Annotated in this window: 17 protein-coding genes; 11 read left to right on the top strand and 6 right to left on the bottom strand. The window is 58.9% G+C overall.

Annotated elements, in window-relative coordinates; translation table 11 throughout:
- Positions 1-79 precede the first annotated feature (79 nt).
- The gene (locus D8U60_RS01110) at positions 80-949 is read left to right on the top strand and encodes an oxaloacetate decarboxylase (RefSeq protein WP_024012471.1); all 870 of its coding nucleotides are present in this window, start codon (positions 80-82) and stop codon (positions 947-949) included.
- Between the two features lie 132 nt (positions 950-1,081).
- On the opposite strand, the gene D8U60_RS01105 is transcribed toward D8U60_RS01110, so the two are convergent.
- From D8U60_RS01105 to D8U60_RS01095, 3 genes are all read right to left on the bottom strand, one after another.
- Complete coding sequence (locus tag D8U60_RS01105) at positions 1,082-1,384, bottom strand: hypothetical protein (protein ID WP_130899295.1); 303 nt, start codon at positions 1,382-1,384, stop codon at positions 1,082-1,084.
- 355 nt (positions 1,385-1,739) lie between these two features.
- The gene (locus tag D8U60_RS01100) at positions 1,740-2,978 is read right to left on the bottom strand and encodes a M20/M25/M40 family metallo-hydrolase (RefSeq protein WP_130899294.1); all 1,239 of its coding nucleotides are present in this window, start codon (positions 2,976-2,978) and stop codon (positions 1,740-1,742) included.
- A 237-nt stretch (positions 2,979-3,215) separates the two neighbouring features.
- Entirely contained in the window at positions 3,216-4,289 is a 1,074-nt protein-coding gene (locus D8U60_RS01095; RefSeq protein WP_130899311.1) for a diguanylate cyclase, read from the bottom strand.
- Between the two features lie 188 nt (positions 4,290-4,477).
- On the opposite strand from D8U60_RS01095, the gene D8U60_RS01090 reads away from it, so the two are divergent.
- The 10 genes from D8U60_RS01090 (at position 4,478) to D8U60_RS01045 (ending at position 15,786) form a co-directional block, all read left to right on the top strand.
- A complete protein-coding gene (locus tag D8U60_RS01090) occupies positions 4,478-5,932 on the top strand; it encodes an NAD(P)/FAD-dependent oxidoreductase (protein ID WP_130899293.1) in 1,455 nt (484 codons plus the stop codon).
- A gap of 21 nt (positions 5,933-5,953) precedes the next feature.
- A complete protein-coding gene (locus D8U60_RS01085) occupies positions 5,954-6,880 on the top strand; it encodes an alpha/beta fold hydrolase (RefSeq protein WP_130899292.1) in 927 nt (308 codons plus the stop codon).
- A gap of 163 nt (positions 6,881-7,043) precedes the next feature.
- Positions 7,044-8,543, top strand: a complete 1,500-nt coding sequence (glcD, locus tag D8U60_RS01080; protein WP_130899291.1) for a glycolate oxidase subunit GlcD — start codon at positions 7,044-7,046, stop codon at positions 8,541-8,543.
- Entirely contained in the window at positions 8,543-9,592 is a 1,050-nt protein-coding gene (gene glcE / locus D8U60_RS01075; protein WP_130899290.1) for a glycolate oxidase subunit GlcE, read from the top strand. Before glcD ends, glcE begins: the two co-directional genes overlap by 1 nt.
- A gap of 2 nt (positions 9,593-9,594) precedes the next feature.
- Entirely contained in the window at positions 9,595-10,815 is a 1,221-nt protein-coding gene (gene glcF, locus D8U60_RS01070) for a glycolate oxidase subunit GlcF (RefSeq protein ID WP_125926005.1), read from the top strand.
- A gap of 88 nt (positions 10,816-10,903) precedes the next feature.
- On the top strand, positions 10,904-12,283 hold the full coding sequence (locus D8U60_RS01065) for a VOC family protein (protein ID WP_130899289.1): 1,380 nt from the start codon (positions 10,904-10,906) through the stop codon (positions 12,281-12,283).
- A 174-nt stretch (positions 12,284-12,457) separates the two neighbouring features.
- Positions 12,458-13,000, top strand: a complete 543-nt coding sequence (locus D8U60_RS01060) for a hypothetical protein (RefSeq protein WP_130899288.1) — start codon at positions 12,458-12,460, stop codon at positions 12,998-13,000.
- A gap of 175 nt (positions 13,001-13,175) precedes the next feature.
- The gene (locus D8U60_RS01055) at positions 13,176-14,186 is read left to right on the top strand and encodes a DUF6708 domain-containing protein (RefSeq protein WP_232245609.1); all 1,011 of its coding nucleotides are present in this window, start codon (positions 13,176-13,178) and stop codon (positions 14,184-14,186) included.
- Between the two features lie 118 nt (positions 14,187-14,304).
- Positions 14,305-14,802: a hypothetical protein gene (locus tag D8U60_RS01050; RefSeq protein WP_130899287.1), complete on the top strand. Its 498-nt coding sequence runs from the start codon at positions 14,305-14,307 to the stop codon at positions 14,800-14,802.
- 156 nt (positions 14,803-14,958) lie between these two features.
- A complete protein-coding gene (locus D8U60_RS01045; protein WP_130899310.1) occupies positions 14,959-15,786 on the top strand; it encodes a glycosyltransferase in 828 nt (275 codons plus the stop codon).
- Positions 15,787-16,108: 322 nt separating this feature from the next.
- Here the strand turns inward: D8U60_RS01045 and D8U60_RS01040 are convergent, their stop codons facing one another.
- From D8U60_RS01040 to D8U60_RS01030, 3 genes are all read right to left on the bottom strand, one after another.
- Positions 16,109-16,693 carry a hypothetical protein gene (locus tag D8U60_RS01040; protein WP_073474317.1) on the bottom strand — a complete coding sequence of 195 codons (585 nt, stop codon included), beginning with the start codon at positions 16,691-16,693 and terminating at the stop codon, positions 16,109-16,111.
- A gap of 86 nt (positions 16,694-16,779) precedes the next feature.
- Positions 16,780-16,980 carry a hypothetical protein gene (locus tag D8U60_RS01035; protein ID WP_122610224.1) on the bottom strand — a complete coding sequence of 67 codons (201 nt, stop codon included), beginning with the start codon at positions 16,978-16,980 and terminating at the stop codon, positions 16,780-16,782.
- Between the two features lie 11 nt (positions 16,981-16,991).
- Positions 16,992-17,234: a hypothetical protein gene (locus D8U60_RS01030; protein WP_016774112.1), complete on the bottom strand. Its 243-nt coding sequence runs from the start codon at positions 17,232-17,234 to the stop codon at positions 16,992-16,994.
- Positions 17,235-17,737 lie beyond the last annotated feature (503 nt).

Below are 17,737 nucleotides of genomic sequence, written 5' to 3'. Positions count from 1 at the left end.
CGCGTGATAGCCTTTTCATTCTTCGGCGTTGACACCTTTGCTCAAGCCTTTCCATTCCTTATGTATTGGTGGAACTCGTATGACCAGGCTTTCCCATCAAGATTTGCGCCGCAATTTCCGTCAGCTGCTGGCCTCCGACACCTGCTACCACACGGCTTCGGTGTTCGACCCGATGTCGGCCCGCATCGCCGCTGACCTGGGTTTTGAAGTAGGTATCCTCGGCGGTTCCGTGGCCTCGCTGCAGGTGCTCGGCGCACCGGACTTCGCCCTGATCACCCTCAGCGAATTCGCCGAACAGGCCACGCGCATCGGTCGCGTCGCCCAATTGCCAGTGATCGCCGACGCCGATCACGGCTACGGTAACGCTCTTAACGTGATGCGCACCATCGTCGAACTGGAACGCGCCGGCGTCGCTGCACTGACCATCGAAGACACCCTGCTGCCCGCGCAATTCGGGCGCAAATCCACCGACCTGATCACCGTGGCCGAAGGCGTCGGCAAGATCCGCGCGGCGCTGGAAGCCCGGGTCGACACGGAAATGGCCATCATCGCCCGCACCAATGCCGGCATTCTGCCGAACCAGGAAATCATCAGCCGCACCCGCCAATATCAGGCGGCGGGCGCTGACGGTATCTGCATGGTCGGCGTGCAAGACTTCGATCAACTGGAACAAATCGCCGAGCACCTCACAGTGCCGCTAATGCTGGTCACCTACGGCAACCCGGCCCTGCGCGACGACAAACGCCTGGCCGAACTGGGCGTGCGCGTGACCATCGACGGCCACGGCGCCTACTTCGCCGCGATCAAGGCCACCTACGACAGCCTGCGCGAACAGCGACAGATCTTCACCCAGGCCGCCGATTTGAGCGCGACCGAGTTGACCCACACCTATACCCAGCCGGAGGAATACATTCTCTGGGCCAAGGAATACATGAGCGTCAAGGAATGACGGTGTGCCCGGGCTGACGCCATCGCTGGCAAGCCAGCTCCCACAGGGTTTTGTGTTGCACAAATAATCCATGTTTGGTCGCATAACCTGTGGGAGCCTGGCTTGCCAGCGATGAGGCCAGCCGCGACACCGCTAAACCGGCGTCTTGTAAGCCTCTTCCCGCTGCGCCGCCCGCGCCTGAATCACATTCAAAATCGCGCAGCCCTCGCGCATCAGCAGATGAACCGCGCTGGTCACCCGCGTCAGATCACAATCGGAGATGCCCTTGAGGTTGAGGCTGGCGAAAGTGTCAGCCAGATCACGCACGACCACAAACCGGTACATCGCACAGGCGGCCATGTCGCTGAGTTCAGTGTGGGTATTGATGAAGAGCACCGGGGATTCGGCGTCGTAGGTGTCGATGGGGAGATAGCGCGGCATTACTTGGTCGGTCATAGAGTTCACTCCAGAAAGGTCAGGTTCTGTATTCGACCGGCCAAGATCGTCGCAGAGTTATCTGCGAACCGAGACTATAAGAGCCGCGCCCGACGGCCGCAACGAGAGCTTCTGTCGGACTTTTCGGTATTTTTTGTGCGCCGTCCTCGACTTCCACACTTCCCACAAAAAGCCCCTCACCCTAGCCCTCTCCCAGAGGGAGAGGGGACTGATTGGGGGATGCTCGGGAGCTACTAATGATCGTTCCCACGCTCCGCGTGGGAATGCAGCCCGGGACGCTCTGCGTCCCACACAAAGCCGAACGCGGAGCGTCCGTTGAGGCATTCCCACGCAGAGCGTGGGAACGATCGCTCCTTCACCGCGGCTTCGCCAACTCCATGATCATCCGCGACAACAAGTAAATCCGCGGTGCCACGCTCGCCACTTCGGCATATTCCTCCGGCGTGTGAATATTGCCGCCGACGATCCCGAAGCCATCCAGCGTCGGCGTCCCTACGCCTGCGGACAAACTGGCATCCGCCGCGCCACCACTGCCCTCCTCGGTCAGCTGGCGGCCAATTTCGCCGTAAATTCCCTGGGCCATGGCCATCAAGCGATCCGACTCAGCGGTCTGCGGCATCGGCGGCAATCCGCGCTGCAAGGAGGTTTTCACTTCGGTATCGGCAATCAACTTGTCCTGCGATACCCGCGCCAGATCCTTCTCGATGCGATCAAATTCCTCCGGCACTGCCGCGCGCACATCCGCCTTGGCCGTGGCCTGATCAGGAATCACGTTGGTGCGATCACCGGCCTTGAGCACGGTAAAGTTGATGGTGGTCTTCTTCGCCTCATCACCGAGCTTGCCCAGTTGCAGAATCTGGTGCGCCGCTTCCATCGCCGCGTTCCGTCCCAACTCTGGCGCGACGCCAGCGTGGGCGGCCTTGCCTTTGACTTCTACCAGCGCCGTCGCACTGCCCTTGCGCCACACCACCAGGCCATCGGCCGGGCGCCCCGGTTCGAGGTTGAGGGTGACGTCGTGCTGTTTGGCGGTTTTCTTGATCAGGTCGGTGGCGACGTCCGAGCCGGTTTCTTCGCTGGCGTCGAGCAGGAAAGTGATCTGCGCGTAGTCTTTGAAGTCGAGGTTCTTCAGCACTTTCAGCGCATAGATCCCGGCGACGATGCCGCCCTTGTCGTCCATCACCCCCGGCCCGTAGGCACGCCCGTCCTTGATGTGGAATGGCCGTTCGGCAGCCGAGCCTTCCTTGAACACCGTGTCCATGTGCGCCATCAGCAGGATCTTCGCCTTGCCGGTGCCTTTGAGCGTGGCCAGCACGTGGTTGGATTTTTCCGGGGTGTTCGGCACCAGTTCGATAGTTGCGCCGAGTTTTTTCAGCTCATCAATGACGATGTCGCTGACCTGTTTCAGACCCGGTTCATAACCGGAACCGGAGTCGATATTGACCAGCCGTTCCAGTAACTTCAGGGCTTCGGGCTGATACTGCTCGGCATTGGCGAGCACTTGTTTATGTGGTTCGGCGCGAGCGTTTACCGCCGAGAACGCAAGGGACAGACCGAGGCTGGCGGCCATCAGAGAGCGGGGAAATGAGAACGTCATGAAGCAGTCCTTGTTTCGTGTCGGAGGGATTCAACCGTAACCGACATCGGCGCAAGGCTCTATAGCGGATGCGACACTTGCCCGACTGACACCGAACAAACTGTAGGAGCTGCCGAAGGCTGCGATCTTTTGATTTTGATCGTTCCCACGCGCAGCAAAGGAACGCAGTCCGGGACGCAGAGCGTCCCAAAAGATCGCAGCCTTCGGCAGCTCCTACATGGGATCTCCGATCACTCTTCAAACCGAATCCAGCAGCGCCTGCCTCGGTTTGTTGTCACTGTTGCAGATCACCCGATTGCGCCCACTGGCCTTGGCTTCGTACAACGCCTGATCGGCCTCATCCAGCCAACGCGTGGCGTCGGCATGGCTCGGGTCGTAGGCGGCCAGGCCAATGCTCAGACTGACCTTCAACGCCGGGTTCTGCTCGTAGCCCATCACCGCAAAACGCTCGCGCAAGGCTTCCATGGCCTGAGCGGCATTGAACAGCGGCAGCTCCGGCAGGATCACGCAGAATTCATCTCCGCCATAGCGCCCGGCCACGTCCGTGGCGCGCAGATTCTGTTTGAGCAGTTTGCTCAACTGGCGCAGGACGATATCGCCAGCGACATGCCCATAGGTGTCATTGATCGCTTTGAAGTGGTCGATGTCGATCAGCGCAATCGCCGCGCCCTGCTGCTGGCGTTTGCAGCGCTGGAACGCGAGGTTCAGTTGATCCTTCCACGCGCCGTGATTGAGCAGGCCGGTCAGGCTGTCGGTGCGACTCAACGCCAACAGCTCACGCTTGTGCCGACCGAGGGTCGAGGCCTGGCGAAAGCAGATCCAGCCCAGCGCCAGCGGATACAGCAACAGCAATGGCAAACAGGCGTAGAGCTGCAGCGGCGTTGTTGGCGGGATGAACGCCGGCGCAAACACCACCAGCCCGACGCCGATGCCCAATAGCTGCGCCGCCGACCCGGCGAGCAAAAAACGCCCACCGCCAATGGCGACGTTGTTCATCGCCATCATCGAAATCGTGGTCGCGCTGGGCAAGGGATTGAACTGCATGGCGGCGACCCAGAAGCCGCCCATGAATGCGTCGATCAGCAAATTGCGGTGTTCGGCGCGAAACGGCACGCTTGAGCGGCGCGCCCATTGAAACGCCAGATGCGGCCAGATCAGGCCATTGACCAGCATCAGGCCCCACACCCACAGCGGCGGATCGAGGGCATACATCGCCACGCTGACACACATCAGCCCGAGCAGCAGCCCGAACACCCGCGACCTGTAAAGCCTCCTGGCCAGTGAAAGTCCCTTTCCTCGCGTATTTCCCATAAGGGCCTCGACCGCGCGATGCATGGTTACATCCCGACAAGGATGTGTCCGGAGTCTATCAGGGCGCCGTTAAATAGCCATCACCGGCCAGCGGCCTGAATAGAGCGCTATCAGCGCCGCACACACGGCGCAGAGTTGGCTATAAATGAAAGAGGGGAAATGGAAAAACAACTATAAAAAGGGGGCACATGCATACCTACGCTGTGTTGATCATCGGCAGCGGTTTCGGCGGCCAGTGCGCGGCGGTCAACCTGCTCAAGGCCGGGATCGACGACTTTCGCATTCTCGAGCGACGCGATTTCTTCGGCGGCACCTGGTGCCAGAACACCTACCCCGGCGCAGCGGTGGACGTGCCCTCGCCGCTGTATTCGCTGTCATTCGCGCCCTACCGCTGGTCGCAGATGTTCGCCGAACAGGCGGAACTGCGTCGCTACACCGAACAGCTGATCGAGCAGTTCGGTTTACGCGAGCGCGTGGAACTGGGGGCCGATGTCGAGCGCGTCGAATGGGACGAAGCGGAAAAGCATTGGTTGGTGCACACCCGCGCCAGAGGTACTTTCCGAACCCAATTCCTGATCAATGCTTCAGGGCCGTTGAGTCAGCCGGTCATCCCCAACTTTCCCGGGATGGATCGCTTTCAAGGCAAGACTTTTCACACAAATAATTGGGATCACAGCTACGACTATCGCGGTAAACGCGTGGCGATCGTCGGCAGCGGTGCCAGCGCAGCCCAAGTGATCCCGGCGATTGCACCCCAGGTCGAACATCTGCATGTGTTCCAACGCACGCCGCATTGGGTGCTGCCGCGTGCCGATCGCAAATTCGGTCGTTTTCAGCGCTGGCTGCTCGGTCTGAAGCCGGCGTACAAGCTGCTGCGCTGGCTGATCTACTGGCAATTCGAAACCCGGGTGATCGCTTTCAAATACTCGAGACCGGCGATTCATCTGGTCCAGCGACATGCGCTGCGGTTCCTCAAGCGTCAGGTTCCAGACCCGGTACTGCGGCAGAAACTCACCCCGGACTTCACCATCGGCTGCAAACGCGTTTTGGTGTCCAGCACGTACTACCCGGCGCTGAGCCGCGCCAACGTCACGTTGCACAGTCGCGAGCACGGCATCGCTTCGATCGACGATAGCGGGATCAACACCGTGGACGGCGAGCATCTCGATGTTGATCTGATCGTTTGGTCCACCGGTTACGACGCCACCGACGGGGTGATTTCCTACCCGGTCAGCGGCAAAAACGCGGTGCAACTCAGAGATGTCTGGGCCGAATACCCGCGCGCCTACCTCGGCACCAGCCTGCCGGACTTCCCCAACCTGTTCATCGTCACCGGGCCGAACACCGGCATTGGCCACACTTCGGCGCTGTTCATCATCGAATCGCAGATGAACTACATCCTCGACTGCATCCGCACCGTACGGGCCAAAGGCCTGCGCAGCATCGAAGTGCGCCGTGACGCAGAACGTACCTACACTGCAATGATCCACCGGGAAATGCAGCGCACGGTGTGGAAGTCCGGTGGTTGCCACAGTTGGTACCAGAGCAAGAGCGGTCATGTGATCGCGATGTTTCCCGGCTTCAGTTTCAGCTATCACCTGCTGACCCGGGCGCTGAAACCGGCCGACCATATTTTGTCCTGAACACGTATAAGGAAGACGTCGATGCTTTTGCTGTTTGTCGCACTCGCGGTTTTCGTGGCCTGGAGCTGGTTGAGTTACCCGGCGGTCGGCCATTGGTTGTACAACCTGGCCATGGCCAGCGAGGCCAGGTTGTACAAATTGCACAAGATCGAAGTGCCGATCGCCGAGATGACCGTGTCGACCTGGCAAGGCGGGCCGTACGAGGCGTCCAGCGCGATCCTGATGCTGCACGGCTTCAGCGCCGATAAAAACCTCTGGCTGCGCTGCGCCCGGCACTTCATCCGTCAGTATCGGGTGATCATTCCGGATCTGGCCGGCCACGGTGAGACTGGCTTCAAGGCTGGCGGCGGTTACGACATTGCGGTTCAGGCCAAACGCATGATTCAGCTGCTCGATGTCTGCGGCGTAGAGAAAGTCCACGTCATTGGCAACTCCATGGGCGGCTACATTGCCGCGTGGCTGGCGGCGACCTATCCGGAGCGAATCGCCTCGCTGGCATTGATCGACCCGGCCGGCGTCACCGCACCGGAGCCAAGCGACATGGAGCGCCACCTGGCGCGCGGGCACAACCCGTTTCTGATCAATTCCCGCGAAGAATTTCAGCGTTTCTACGCGATGACCATGGAGTCGCCGCCGTGGGTGCCGAAGCTGGTGCTGGACGCCGTCGCCCAGCGCTACGAGCAACAACGTGACGAGCTCGAAGAAATCTTCCGCGACTTCCGCGCCAGCCCGCCGATGGAGCCGAAACTGGCCGAGATCAAATGCCCGGCGCTGTTGCTGTGGGGGCGCAAGGATCGCCTGATCGACGTCAGCAGCGTGCCGGTGTGGAGCAAAGGCATCGCCAATCTCGAAGTGGATGTGTGGGATCACGTCGGGCACATGCCGATGGTCGAACAGCCGGGAAATACCGCGCGGCTGTACGGGGAGTTTCTGGAACGACAGCGATGAACATGGATATTCGCAATGCCTCAGGTGGCGCAACTGATCGTTCCCATGCTCTGCGTGGGAATGCCTCAGGGGACGCTCTGCGTCCAGTGACGCAGAGCGTCACGGGCTACATTCCCACGCAGAGCGTGGGAACGATCAACGGAGACAGAAGGTTGGCGTTCCCATGAACATTCTTTACGACGAACGCCTCGACGGTCCGTTGCCCGAGGTGAACAAGGGCGAATTGCTCAAGGCTCTGCAACAAGCCCTGCCGGACCTGGACATCCTCTGGCGCGAAGATGAACTCAAACCCTACGAATGCGACGGCCTCTCCGCCTACCGCACCACGCCAATGCTGGTCGCCCTGCCCCGGCGTCTGGAGCAAGTGCAAACCCTGCTGAAACTCTGCCATCAGAACAACGTGCCCGTGGTCGCGCGGGGTTCTGGCACTGGATTGTCCGGCGGCGCGCTGCCACTGGAAAAGGGCCTGTTGCTAGTGATGGCGCGGTTCAACAACATCCTGCACATCGACCCCGCTGCACGTATCGCGCGGGTTCAGCCGGGGGTGCGCAATCTTGCTATCTCCCAGGCGGCGGCCCCATTTGGCTTGTATTACGCACCGGATCCGTCGTCGCAAATCGCCTGTTCAATCGGCGGCAACGTCGCGGAAAACGCTGGTGGCGTGCATTGCCTCAAGTACGGCCTGACCGTGCACAACGTGCTGAAAATCGAAGTGCTGACCATCGAGGGCGAACGTCTGACGCTGGGCTCCGAGGCGCTCGATTCAGCCGGTTTCGACCTGCTCGCCTTGTTCACCGGCTCCGAAGGCCTGCTGGGGATCATCACCGAAGTCACGGTGAAACTGCTGCCCAAACCGCAAGTTGCCAAGGTCCTGCTCGGCAGTTTCGACTCAGTGGAAAAGGCCGGCCGCGCGGTTGCCGAAATCATCGCTGCCGGGATCATTCCGGGTGGTCTGGAAATGATGGACAACCTGGCCATCCGCGCCGCCGAAGACTTCATCCACGCCGGCTATCCGGTCGACGCCGAGGCGATTCTGCTGTGCGAACTCGACGGTGTCGAAGCCGACGTGCACGACGATTGCCAGCGCGTACGGGAAGTCATGACAGCGGCCGGCGCCACTGAAGTGCGCCAGGCCCAGGACGAAGCCGAGCGCGTGCGTTTCTGGGCCGCGCGCAAAAACGCGTTTCCGGCGATTGGTCGATTGTCGCCCGATTATTACTGCATGGACGGCACTATCCCGCGCCGCGAATTGCCCGCTGTGCTGCAAGGTATCGCCAGCCTCGGCGAGGAATATGGCTTGCGCGTCGCCAACGTGTTCCATGCCGGCGACGGCAACATGCATCCGCTGATCCTGTTCGATGCCAACCAGCCGGGGGAGCTGCATCGCGCCGAGGCACTGGGCGGCAAGATCCTCGAATTGTGCGTGAAAGTCGGCGGCAGCATCACCGGCGAGCACGGCGTCGGTCGCGAGAAAATCAATCAGATGTGCGCGCAGTTCAATAGCGACGAGTTACTGCTGTTTCATGCGGTGAAAGCCGCGTTCGATCCGCAGGGCTTGCTCAATCCTGGCAAGAACATTCCGACCCTGCATCGCTGCGCCGAATTCGGCGCGATGCACATTCACGCCGGGCAACTGCCCTTCCCCGAGCTGGAGCGATTCTGATGGCTGATTTCGATGCCGCCGCGGCCCTGCTCGACCAGGTCAATGCCGCGCGGACCAATGCCACGCCGCTGAAGATTCAGGGCGGCAACAGCAAGGCCTTTCTAGGCCGCGAGGTGGCCGGCGAAGTGCTCGACACCCGCGCCCATCGCGGCATCGTTCAGTACGACCCGACCGAACTGGTGGTCACGGTGCGCGCCGGCACGCCGTTGTCCGAGCTGCTCGCGGCGCTGGATGACGCCGGGCAAATGTTGCCCTGCGAACCGCCATCCTTTGCCGACAGCGCCACGGTCGGCGGCATGGTCGCCACGGGACTGTCCGGACCTCGCCGGCCGTGGTCCGGCTCGGTACGCGACTTCGTTCTCGGCACGCGGGTGATCACCGGCCTCGGTCAGCATCTGCGCTTCGGTGGCGAAGTGATGAAAAACGTCGCCGGTTATGACCTGTCGCGGCTGATGGCCGGCAGTTTCGGTTGCCTCGGCGTGCTCACCGAAGTGTCGCTGAAAGTCCTGCCGAAACCGCGCCAGTGCCTGAGCATTCGCCTCGATATCGACTGCGCTCGGGCCTTGAGCAAACTTGCCGAATGGGGCCAGCAACCGCTGCCGATCAGCGCCGCGTGCCACGATGGCCGGAGCCTGTACCTGCGTCTGGAAGGTGGCGAAGGTTCGGTGACGGCGGCGCATCAACGCCTCGGCGGCGAGCCGCTGGATTCGGTTTTCTGGCGCGACCTCAACGAACAGCGCCTGAGTTTTTTCGACGAAGGTTTGCCGCTGTGGCGCCTGTCATTGCCGAACAACCTCGGCCCGCTCGAGCTGCCCGGCGAGCAACTGATCGACTGGGCCGGTGCGCAACGCTGGGTGAAATCCGAAAGCCCTGAGATTCACGCACTCGCCCATTCCTTGGGCGGCCATGCAACGTGCTTTACCCACGGTGCCACCGATTCGCCGTTTCAACCCTTGGCGCCAACCCTGCTGCGCTACCACCGGCAACTCAAGGCGCAACTCGACCCGCAAGGGCTGTTCAACCCCGGACGAATGTACGCGGAGGTTTAGCCATGCAAACCACCCTCAGCGAGCAATCGCGGCAATTGCCCCGCGCTGGCGAAGCGGAAAAGATCCTGCGCACCTGCGTGCATTGCGGCTTTTGCAACGCGACGTGCCCGACGTATCAATTGCTCGGCGATGAACTCGATGGGCCGCGCGGGCGCATTTACCTGATCAAGCAAGTGCTCGAAGGCGCACCGGCCACCGAGCAGACGCAGCTGCATCTGGACCGTTGCCTGTCGTGCCGCAACTGCGAAACCACCTGCCCATCCGGCGTCGATTATCACAACCTGCTCGACATCGGCCGCGCGGTGGTCGACAGCGCGGTGCCGCGCCCCGCCGCCCAGCGCTTGCTGCGCGAAGGCTTGCGCGCGTTGGCGCCGAATCCGGCTGTGTTCAAAGGCTTGCTGCGCATGGGCGCGACCTTTCGGCCGCTGCTACCGCGCCTGCTGGAAAGCAAACTGCCGCAGCGCTTGGGTGTTATGGGGTCGCGCCCTGCTCCTCGGCATGCGCGCCGGGTGTTGTTGCTCGAAGGCTGCGTGCAACCGGGCCTGTCGCCGAACACCAATGACGCGACCGCGCGGGTGCTCGATCGTCTGGGCATCAGCGTCACTCCGGTGAGCGAGGCCGGTTGCTGCGGTGCGCTCGACTATCACCTCGACGCTCAGGGCAAAGGTCTCGACCGCGCTCGGCAGAACATCGACGCCTGGTGGCCGCATCTGCAGAACGGCGCCGAAGCCATTGTGCAGACGGCCAGTGGTTGCGGCGCGTTCATCAAGGATTACGGGCATTTGCTTGCGGACGATCCGATCTACGCGTTGAAAGCCCGGCGGATCAGCGAAATGACTCGGGATCTGGTGCAAATAATCGCTGAGGAACCACTGGAGCAAGTATGCGCCGCCAGCGAACGGCGCATCGCCGTGCATTGCCCGTGCACCTTGCAGCACGCACTGAAACTCGGCGGCGCCGTGGAAACAGTGCTGACCCGACTTGGCTTCAACCTCACATCAGTGCCGGACGGCCATTTGTGCTGCGGCTCGGCGGGCACTTACTCACTGACCCAACCGGTGCTGGCGCGGCAACTGCGCGATCAGCGCCTCAACGCCCTGGAAAGCGGCCGGCCTGAGTTGATCGTCACTTCCAATGTGGGCTGTCAGAGCCATCTGGCGAGCGCCGGGCGCACGCCGGTCAGACACTGGATCGAGCTGGTGGATCAGTCGTTGGCAGAATGAAGTTCGTAGGATTCTTCGTTTGCCCGCGTGGGCGAAGGCTGCGATCTTTTCCGGCATCTATTTCGTCACCGTGGCAGGAATTTTTTTCATGACCGTGCAGCCGTTCGTCAGCCCCGACCTGATCCGCCAACGTTTCTCCCGAGCGATGTCCGACATGTACCGCGAAGAGGTGCCGCTGTACGGCGCGCTGATGGAACTGGTGGAGAAAACCAATCGCGAAGTGCTGGCACGTCAGCCTGACATCGCCGGACAGCTCAAGCGCACCGGCGAAATCGAACGCCTGGACATGGAACGCCACGGCGCCATCCGGGTAGGCACCGCGACCGAACTGGCCACCCTCGCCCGCCTGTTCGCGGTGATGGGTATGCAACCGGTGGGTTATTACGACCTGACCCCGGCCGGTGTGCCGGTGCATTCAACGGCGTTTCGTGCGGTGCATGAAGAAGCGTTGCAGGTCAGCCCGTTTCGCGTGTTCACCTCGTTGCTGCGCCTGGAGCTGATTGAAGATCCTGAATTGCGTTCGTTTGCCGAGTCGGTACTGGCCCGTCGTTCGATTTTTATTGAAGAGGCGTTGCGCCTGATTGAACAGGCGGAAACGGCAGGCGGACTGAATGACGACGAAGCCGCAGAATTCGTCCGACAGGCACTGGAGACTTTTCGCTGGCACCACAGCGCCACGGTCAGCGCCGCGCAATACCAGAAACTCAGCGCCCAGCACCGCTTGATCGCCGATGTCGTTGCGTTCAAAGGCCCGCACATCAACCACCTGACCCCGCGCACGCTGGACATCGACACCGTGCAGGAGCAGATGCCTGCCCATGGCATCACACCCAAAGCGGTGATCGAAGGCCCACCGCGCCGCGACTGCCCGATCCTGCTGCGCCAGACCAGCTTCAAAGCGCTGGACGAGCCGATCGCCTTCACCGATCAGCCCAAAACCCGTGGCAGCCACAGCGCGCGTTTCGGCGAAATCGAACAACGCGGCGCCGCCCTCACGCCCAAGGGTCGCGCGCTGTATGACCACTTGTTGAATGCCGCTCGCGATGAATTGGGCGACTTCCCTAACGAAGCCAATGCCGCACGCTACAACGCGCTGATGACGCAGCACTTTGCCGAATTTCCTGACAGCATCGAGGGCATGCGCGAACAGGGGCTGGCGTACTTTCGTTATTTCGCTACGGAAAAGGGCTTGGCCGCTGAAGGACTTGGTGAGTCGTCCCTGGAGGACTTGCTGCGCGATGGCTATGTGAAAGCGGAGCCGCTGGTGTACGAAGATTTCCTGCCGGTGAGCGCAGCGGGGATTTTTCAGTCGAACCTGGGGGATGCCGCACAGGCGCATTACGCCGAACACTCCAATCGACAGGCTTTCGAACAGGCGCTGGGGCGTTCGACTATTGATGAGTTGGGGTTGTATGCCGAGACGCAACGGCGGTCGATTGAGGAGTGTTTGACCCGACTCGCGCGTTAAAACATTAAAAGATCGCAGCCTACGGCTGCTCCAGGGGAAACGCATTCCAAATGTAGGAGCTGCCGCAGGCTGCGATCTTTTGATCTGAAGCTATGAGGCAATCTTTGCCTCTGGACGACTTGCAAAAAATGGATGGAGTCCAGCGTCTGGGGGAACAAAACTAAGAATCGCAGCATGCAGGACGAATGGAACGAACTGGCAAAGGTCGTGCAAAAACCTACTTGTGAAATGATTCGGGATGCCAAGCAGACCTATCTGAAGCTTATAATTCCAGGCGTTAGCACGCAGGAAATGGATACTCGAAAATTGCAATTGAAAGCGTACCAGCAATATCGCGATGTTCCAAAGAAAGGGGGTTACGCGCCCGGCCCTTTTCCCTTGAGATGGCGGGAGTGCACGACAACCTGGATTAGTCGATTAGTCGTAGCCAGTAAAGGCAACGAAGCGTTGACAATTCATTTGCCGATCAGTGACTCATTGCAGACCACAGATTTTTCCTTGGCATTGACCATCGCTTATCAATTGGAAGCTGAACGTGACGTAATGCACGAAACCTGCTTTGTGCTCCGTGACCTGCATATTATTAGCTCACCTTATAGGCGCGATCCAACGCGCGGTGTCTTTAAGCTTGATTCTGCTGACTCGTTGCCGATTGGCACAAGTAAATCCCAATTCATATTGTTCAAAAAAGAAGATTTGGGGACCATCGATGCTTAAAAGCCTTTTCAAGCGCGGCGCTAAATTCACTACTTCTGAAGCCGCAGCGGACATCCGTAGCGAGAGGCCAAGGGCTGGAGAAGTCCGCGTCCGTGGAATGAATGAAACTCTGTTTCTATCGCCATTACCGGTCTATACAGGGCAAACTCAATCCTCTCGCCGGAATTTTTCAGGGATGAACGAAGTATTCCTGGAACTCGGCGGAAGTAATTGGGGAATGGTTGAACAAGGAAAAATACTTGCCGCTGGAATTTGGATGGCATTGACGACAGCATTCATTGCTCCGGTGCTTATCTGTGCTTGGCTCGCACTTTTCAGCCCTCACGGAATAGATCGAAGGTTCGTCGACCTAATTGGTGACTCGTTACTGGTTTTTGCTAGCGGCTCTCTACTGTTTATTCTCCCTCTTGGTGCGTACTTATACGGAATGCTCTCCGGCGTCTTTAAAGCAGCAAAAACCTACCCCGTCCGCTTCAACCGCCAACGCCGCGAAGTCTGCTACGTCGACAGCAAAACCCGCCGCGTCCTCATCGTACCTTGGGAAAGCGTAGTCGCCTGGGTCTCCAACACTCAGGGCGTCACCAGTTATGGCGCTACTCGCCAGTACACGTTCGGCATGGGTCTGGAGGATGAGGAGCAGGACAAAGTGCAATTCCTCCTGCTACCACAACCCAGCGATGCACATGCTTTAGGGATGTGGACGTCAATTCGTAATTACATGGAAGACGGTCAGTTGGTAGATGCTCCAAACCCGATGCTCAAGGCACTGGGTTTGACTCCATCCGGTGATCGGCTCAAACCGTACGAAGGCCTACACACTTTTGAAATCGAACGCGAAGACGCGCGCGCGATGGGGTCGCTGGACGAGGGTGGCGACGAACTGACGCCCGAGCAGCGCGAGCATTACGGTTACTCGAAAAAATCCTACTGGCCATTGCGCCGCTGGTACATGTGGCGCGTGCTGAGCTTCTGGAAGATGCCTTATATGCTAGCCGAATGGGCGCATCGCAAAGGGCGGCCTACCCTTCCGGAACAAGTGCAAACATGGTCTCAGCCGTTGCCACCAGAGCAATGGGCCAAGCCCAGCGGTGCATTGGTGAAAGCCAATCAAATGGTCAAGACTGCCATGGACAAAAAAGGCGCCACGTTCGTCGAAGCGTGCAAAGCGGCGGGTTTGCATGGATGAAATGTGAGCAACCAAGGTCGTCTATTTCTTTGAATTTTTAACATCTGTTAAAACGTAAAGCCGATTTGATCCGGTTTATCCGACACCATAAGTCGGAAATCTCGAGTCTGAAAAGCCAATGAATACCCGTCAAATAACGCTTGCCAATCGATGGACCGCAACCTTTCAAAAAATCGGCGAGTTTCGCATGGGCGTCGAGGGCTGGGGCTTGCTTCTACAGGGTCCGGATAACCAGACGATCAAATACTTCGCAGACCAGATTGTTCTAGCGAACGACGAGGACGGCAACCAAGCCAACACCTGCATCCTGCTCTCGGTCGATGGTGTTTACGGCTGTTTGCATACGGCCGTAGACGGCGACTGGGTGATCGATTTTGCGCGAGGGATGATTGCCCCTCATCGAGTAACGATTCGCCACCATCACGACGCTTACGACGAAAGCCTCGCACTATACGAACAGCCGGCCTTCAAACGTGCGCGCCAGTACGTCAGTGTTGTCGGAAAACACATCTACCTGACTTTTCCGCTAACCAGAGATGAGGACTTTCCCAAGGTATGGGACGAATACTTGGCAATCCGCAAGCGCCAACTGGATGAGCTTTACTTCGGAACCTGACAATCGCATGGAGAGGTCCGGCAGTCGTCTCCAACCATATACGTCGTCATATTCCCGCAGGTGGCTCCCTCCCAAATTAAGCTTCACCTAAGCTTCCCCCGCTAGCATCCCGGCTCATCAACCTGTCGTCTTGAGCCGTGGATGAGTCCCTCCGACATGAAAGCCTTTGATTTACCTACCCGACCGCATCCCAACTTCAGTCTTGTTCTGGTCAATTACAAAACCCCGGACATCACCCGCATGTGTCTGGAACTGTTGCGCGAGCATGTTCAGGCGCAGGGCATTGCAGTGTGGGTGGTGGACAACGATTCGGCGGATGCCAGCCTCGATTATTTGCGTTCGCTGGACTGGATAAATCTGATCGAGCGGCCGTCGCCGGGCAAGGAAATGGGGCATATTGCCCATGGCAAGGCGCTGGATCTGGCCTTGGCGAAAGTTGAGACCGATTATTTGTTTCTGCTGCACACCGACACCTTTGTCTACGACATGGAGGTGTTCGCGATGATGATGCGCGAATGCACGAAAAGTGCGGACATGGCGGCGGTGGGTTGTGTTGAGCAACTTGATCGTGGGTGGCTGCGAGATACCTGGCGGTTAACTTCGCGATTCTGCAAACATCATGTTCGTCGGCTCAAAGTTCATCTTGGCCTGCGTTCGAAACCGCCACGCCCGTATAAAGAAACCCATTTGAAAAGTTTCTGTACGCTGTGGAATGCGCGTTTGATGAAGTCGCTGGGGTTGCACTTCTGTATGGATGAGGAGGTGCCTGGTTACACGCTTCAGGATCGAATGGTCGGGTTGGGCTATGGCGTCAGCTTTCTCTCGCCGCAGAAGATTTTCCGCTATCTGGATCACATTCAGGCCGGCACCGTCGCGGCGGCGGGCACGTATGGCAAGGATCATCGCCGGACAAAAATGTACCAGCAGACACTCAAGCGCTTGCAGGGGCAGTATGGCAAAGCCGGCATGCAAGCTTCGACTTGATCGAAAACAATAAAAAAGGGCGACTGAAAAGTCGCCCTTTTTGTTTGCAGATTCTGTATACACTTTTGCAAGTAGTGGAGTTCGCCCAGTGTAATGGCCTGGCAATCCATGCACCGGTAAAGAGCCCTGACACTGGGCGAACGCCGAGGATTTTAATTCAAACAAGTGGGCATGTCGTCATGGGCAAACATGAAATTTTTGAACTGAAAAGTTAAAAACTGTGTTTTACCGATTTTCCCCGGGAATTGTCTTACAAAAAACTTTATATGATTGCTCTCATACATAAAGTTGTACAAGAGCAATAAACTTGTAGAGCTAATACTCAACTATCGTGCTGACTGGTCACTTTCAAGATATCGGTATAAGTGACAATAACGCTCTGCCCTACTTTCAGATCCTTCAACTTGGCCTGAATCTCCGGCTTCTTCACATCGAGCGTCTTCGATTGTCCGGACGGATCTTGGAGGGTGACCTGATTGGTCTTCAAATCGATTTTGCTGATTTTCAGCTGCACCTGAACCTGACGATAAGCCTCGCCACCAGGGTTATCGCTGCCCGGGGCCTTGCGCAGTTCGCCGGTACGTTCGGTGGTGCCTGGCAGACCTTTATCCACGTCTGTATCGAGATAAGCGGCGACAGATCGCTGCACTTCGATCTTCACCAGGTCCCCTACTTTGAGATTGGCGAGATTTTTCGCTTTGTCGCTGAGCTGAACGTGGACCTGACGTCCTTCGGGGCCTTCCAGCACGACCTGGTGATTGGCCGGGTCGACGGCGAGCACTTTGGTGGTAACGGAATCGGCCTCAACGACGGCGGATAACGGAATGTCGGCAGCCAGAGCGCCGAAACTCGTGACAGAAAGCAGCGTTGCGAGAGTGATGGCCTTGGCCAGAGCGTCGAGCTTCATATGCATTACTTTCCCTGTGATGAAATGGCGACACCCGCCACCGAAAACACTTCAGCGGCGGGCGTGCCAGTGAGCATAGACGCTGTTCAGGGCTTGACTTGGGTTTGTGGGCCTCGGGTGTGTGGCTTGGCGGTCTCCTGCGCAGTGGATTCGCCACTCGGCGTGCCTTTGCCGCTGTCCTGCCGCTGCTTGGGATCGGTCGGGCGCAGCGCATCGTTATCGCGTTCGGTTTCGCCGGCCGGGCGCGGTTCGTCGGGATTGTCGTTCTGGTTGCTGGTCTTGTTCATGGCAGAAGTCCTCAGGCTTCGGGATCGTCGAGTTCGCGGGCGACGTTGACCTCGGGTGACTGCTTGTGCAGATCATCGGCTTTGGCGCGCAACAACTGCCATTGCTCAAGATCAATCGCGCCTTGGCCGAGCAGGTCATCGGCGATGCGCTGCAGATCGAAATAGTGAGCGTCGGGCGATTGCTGCCAAAGCGTCTGATCGTCGAACAGGCGTTGCCAGGTGTTGAGGTCTGGGAGTTGCACGTCGTCGCTCATGGGTGAGTCCGAAAATGGCGGGTTTCTGGGTAGAGCCTTTTGGCGAAGGGAGAGTTCCGAGCGGTTTGATTAGTGGCGACCTTGCTGACGCCATCGCTGGCAAGCCAGCTCCCACAGGGATTGGGGTTAAGCTGTAATTCATCGGTGTTTTTGAGATAGCTATCGCGAGCAGGCTCACTCCTACAAGAGCAAGAGCAAGAGCAAGAGCAAAAGCAAAAGATCGCAGCCTTCGGCAGCTCCTACAGTCCCACGTTCACCTATAGGCCGAGTGTCAGCTCGCCTGCTCTTGATCTTGATCTTGATCCACCGGCGACGTCGGAAGGCTGAGTGGAGGGATTGATCCGGGCGTGGGAGCGCAGCGACCGTCTGGCGCAGCCAGACACAGCGGAAGGAGGTGCAGCGAAGCAAACCGTAGCCGCTGCGCCCGGATCGATCCCGCAGCGAAGGAACCCGAGCCTGCGAGGGCCGAACGTAGGAGCTAGCGTTTTTTGCTTACTTTTTTT

The organism is Pseudomonas sp. Sample_11 (assembly GCF_004307505.1).
Classification (GTDB): domain Bacteria; phylum Pseudomonadota; class Gammaproteobacteria; order Pseudomonadales; family Pseudomonadaceae; genus Aquipseudomonas; species Aquipseudomonas atacamensis.
This window is presented reverse-complemented; position numbering and strand designations above follow the sequence as displayed.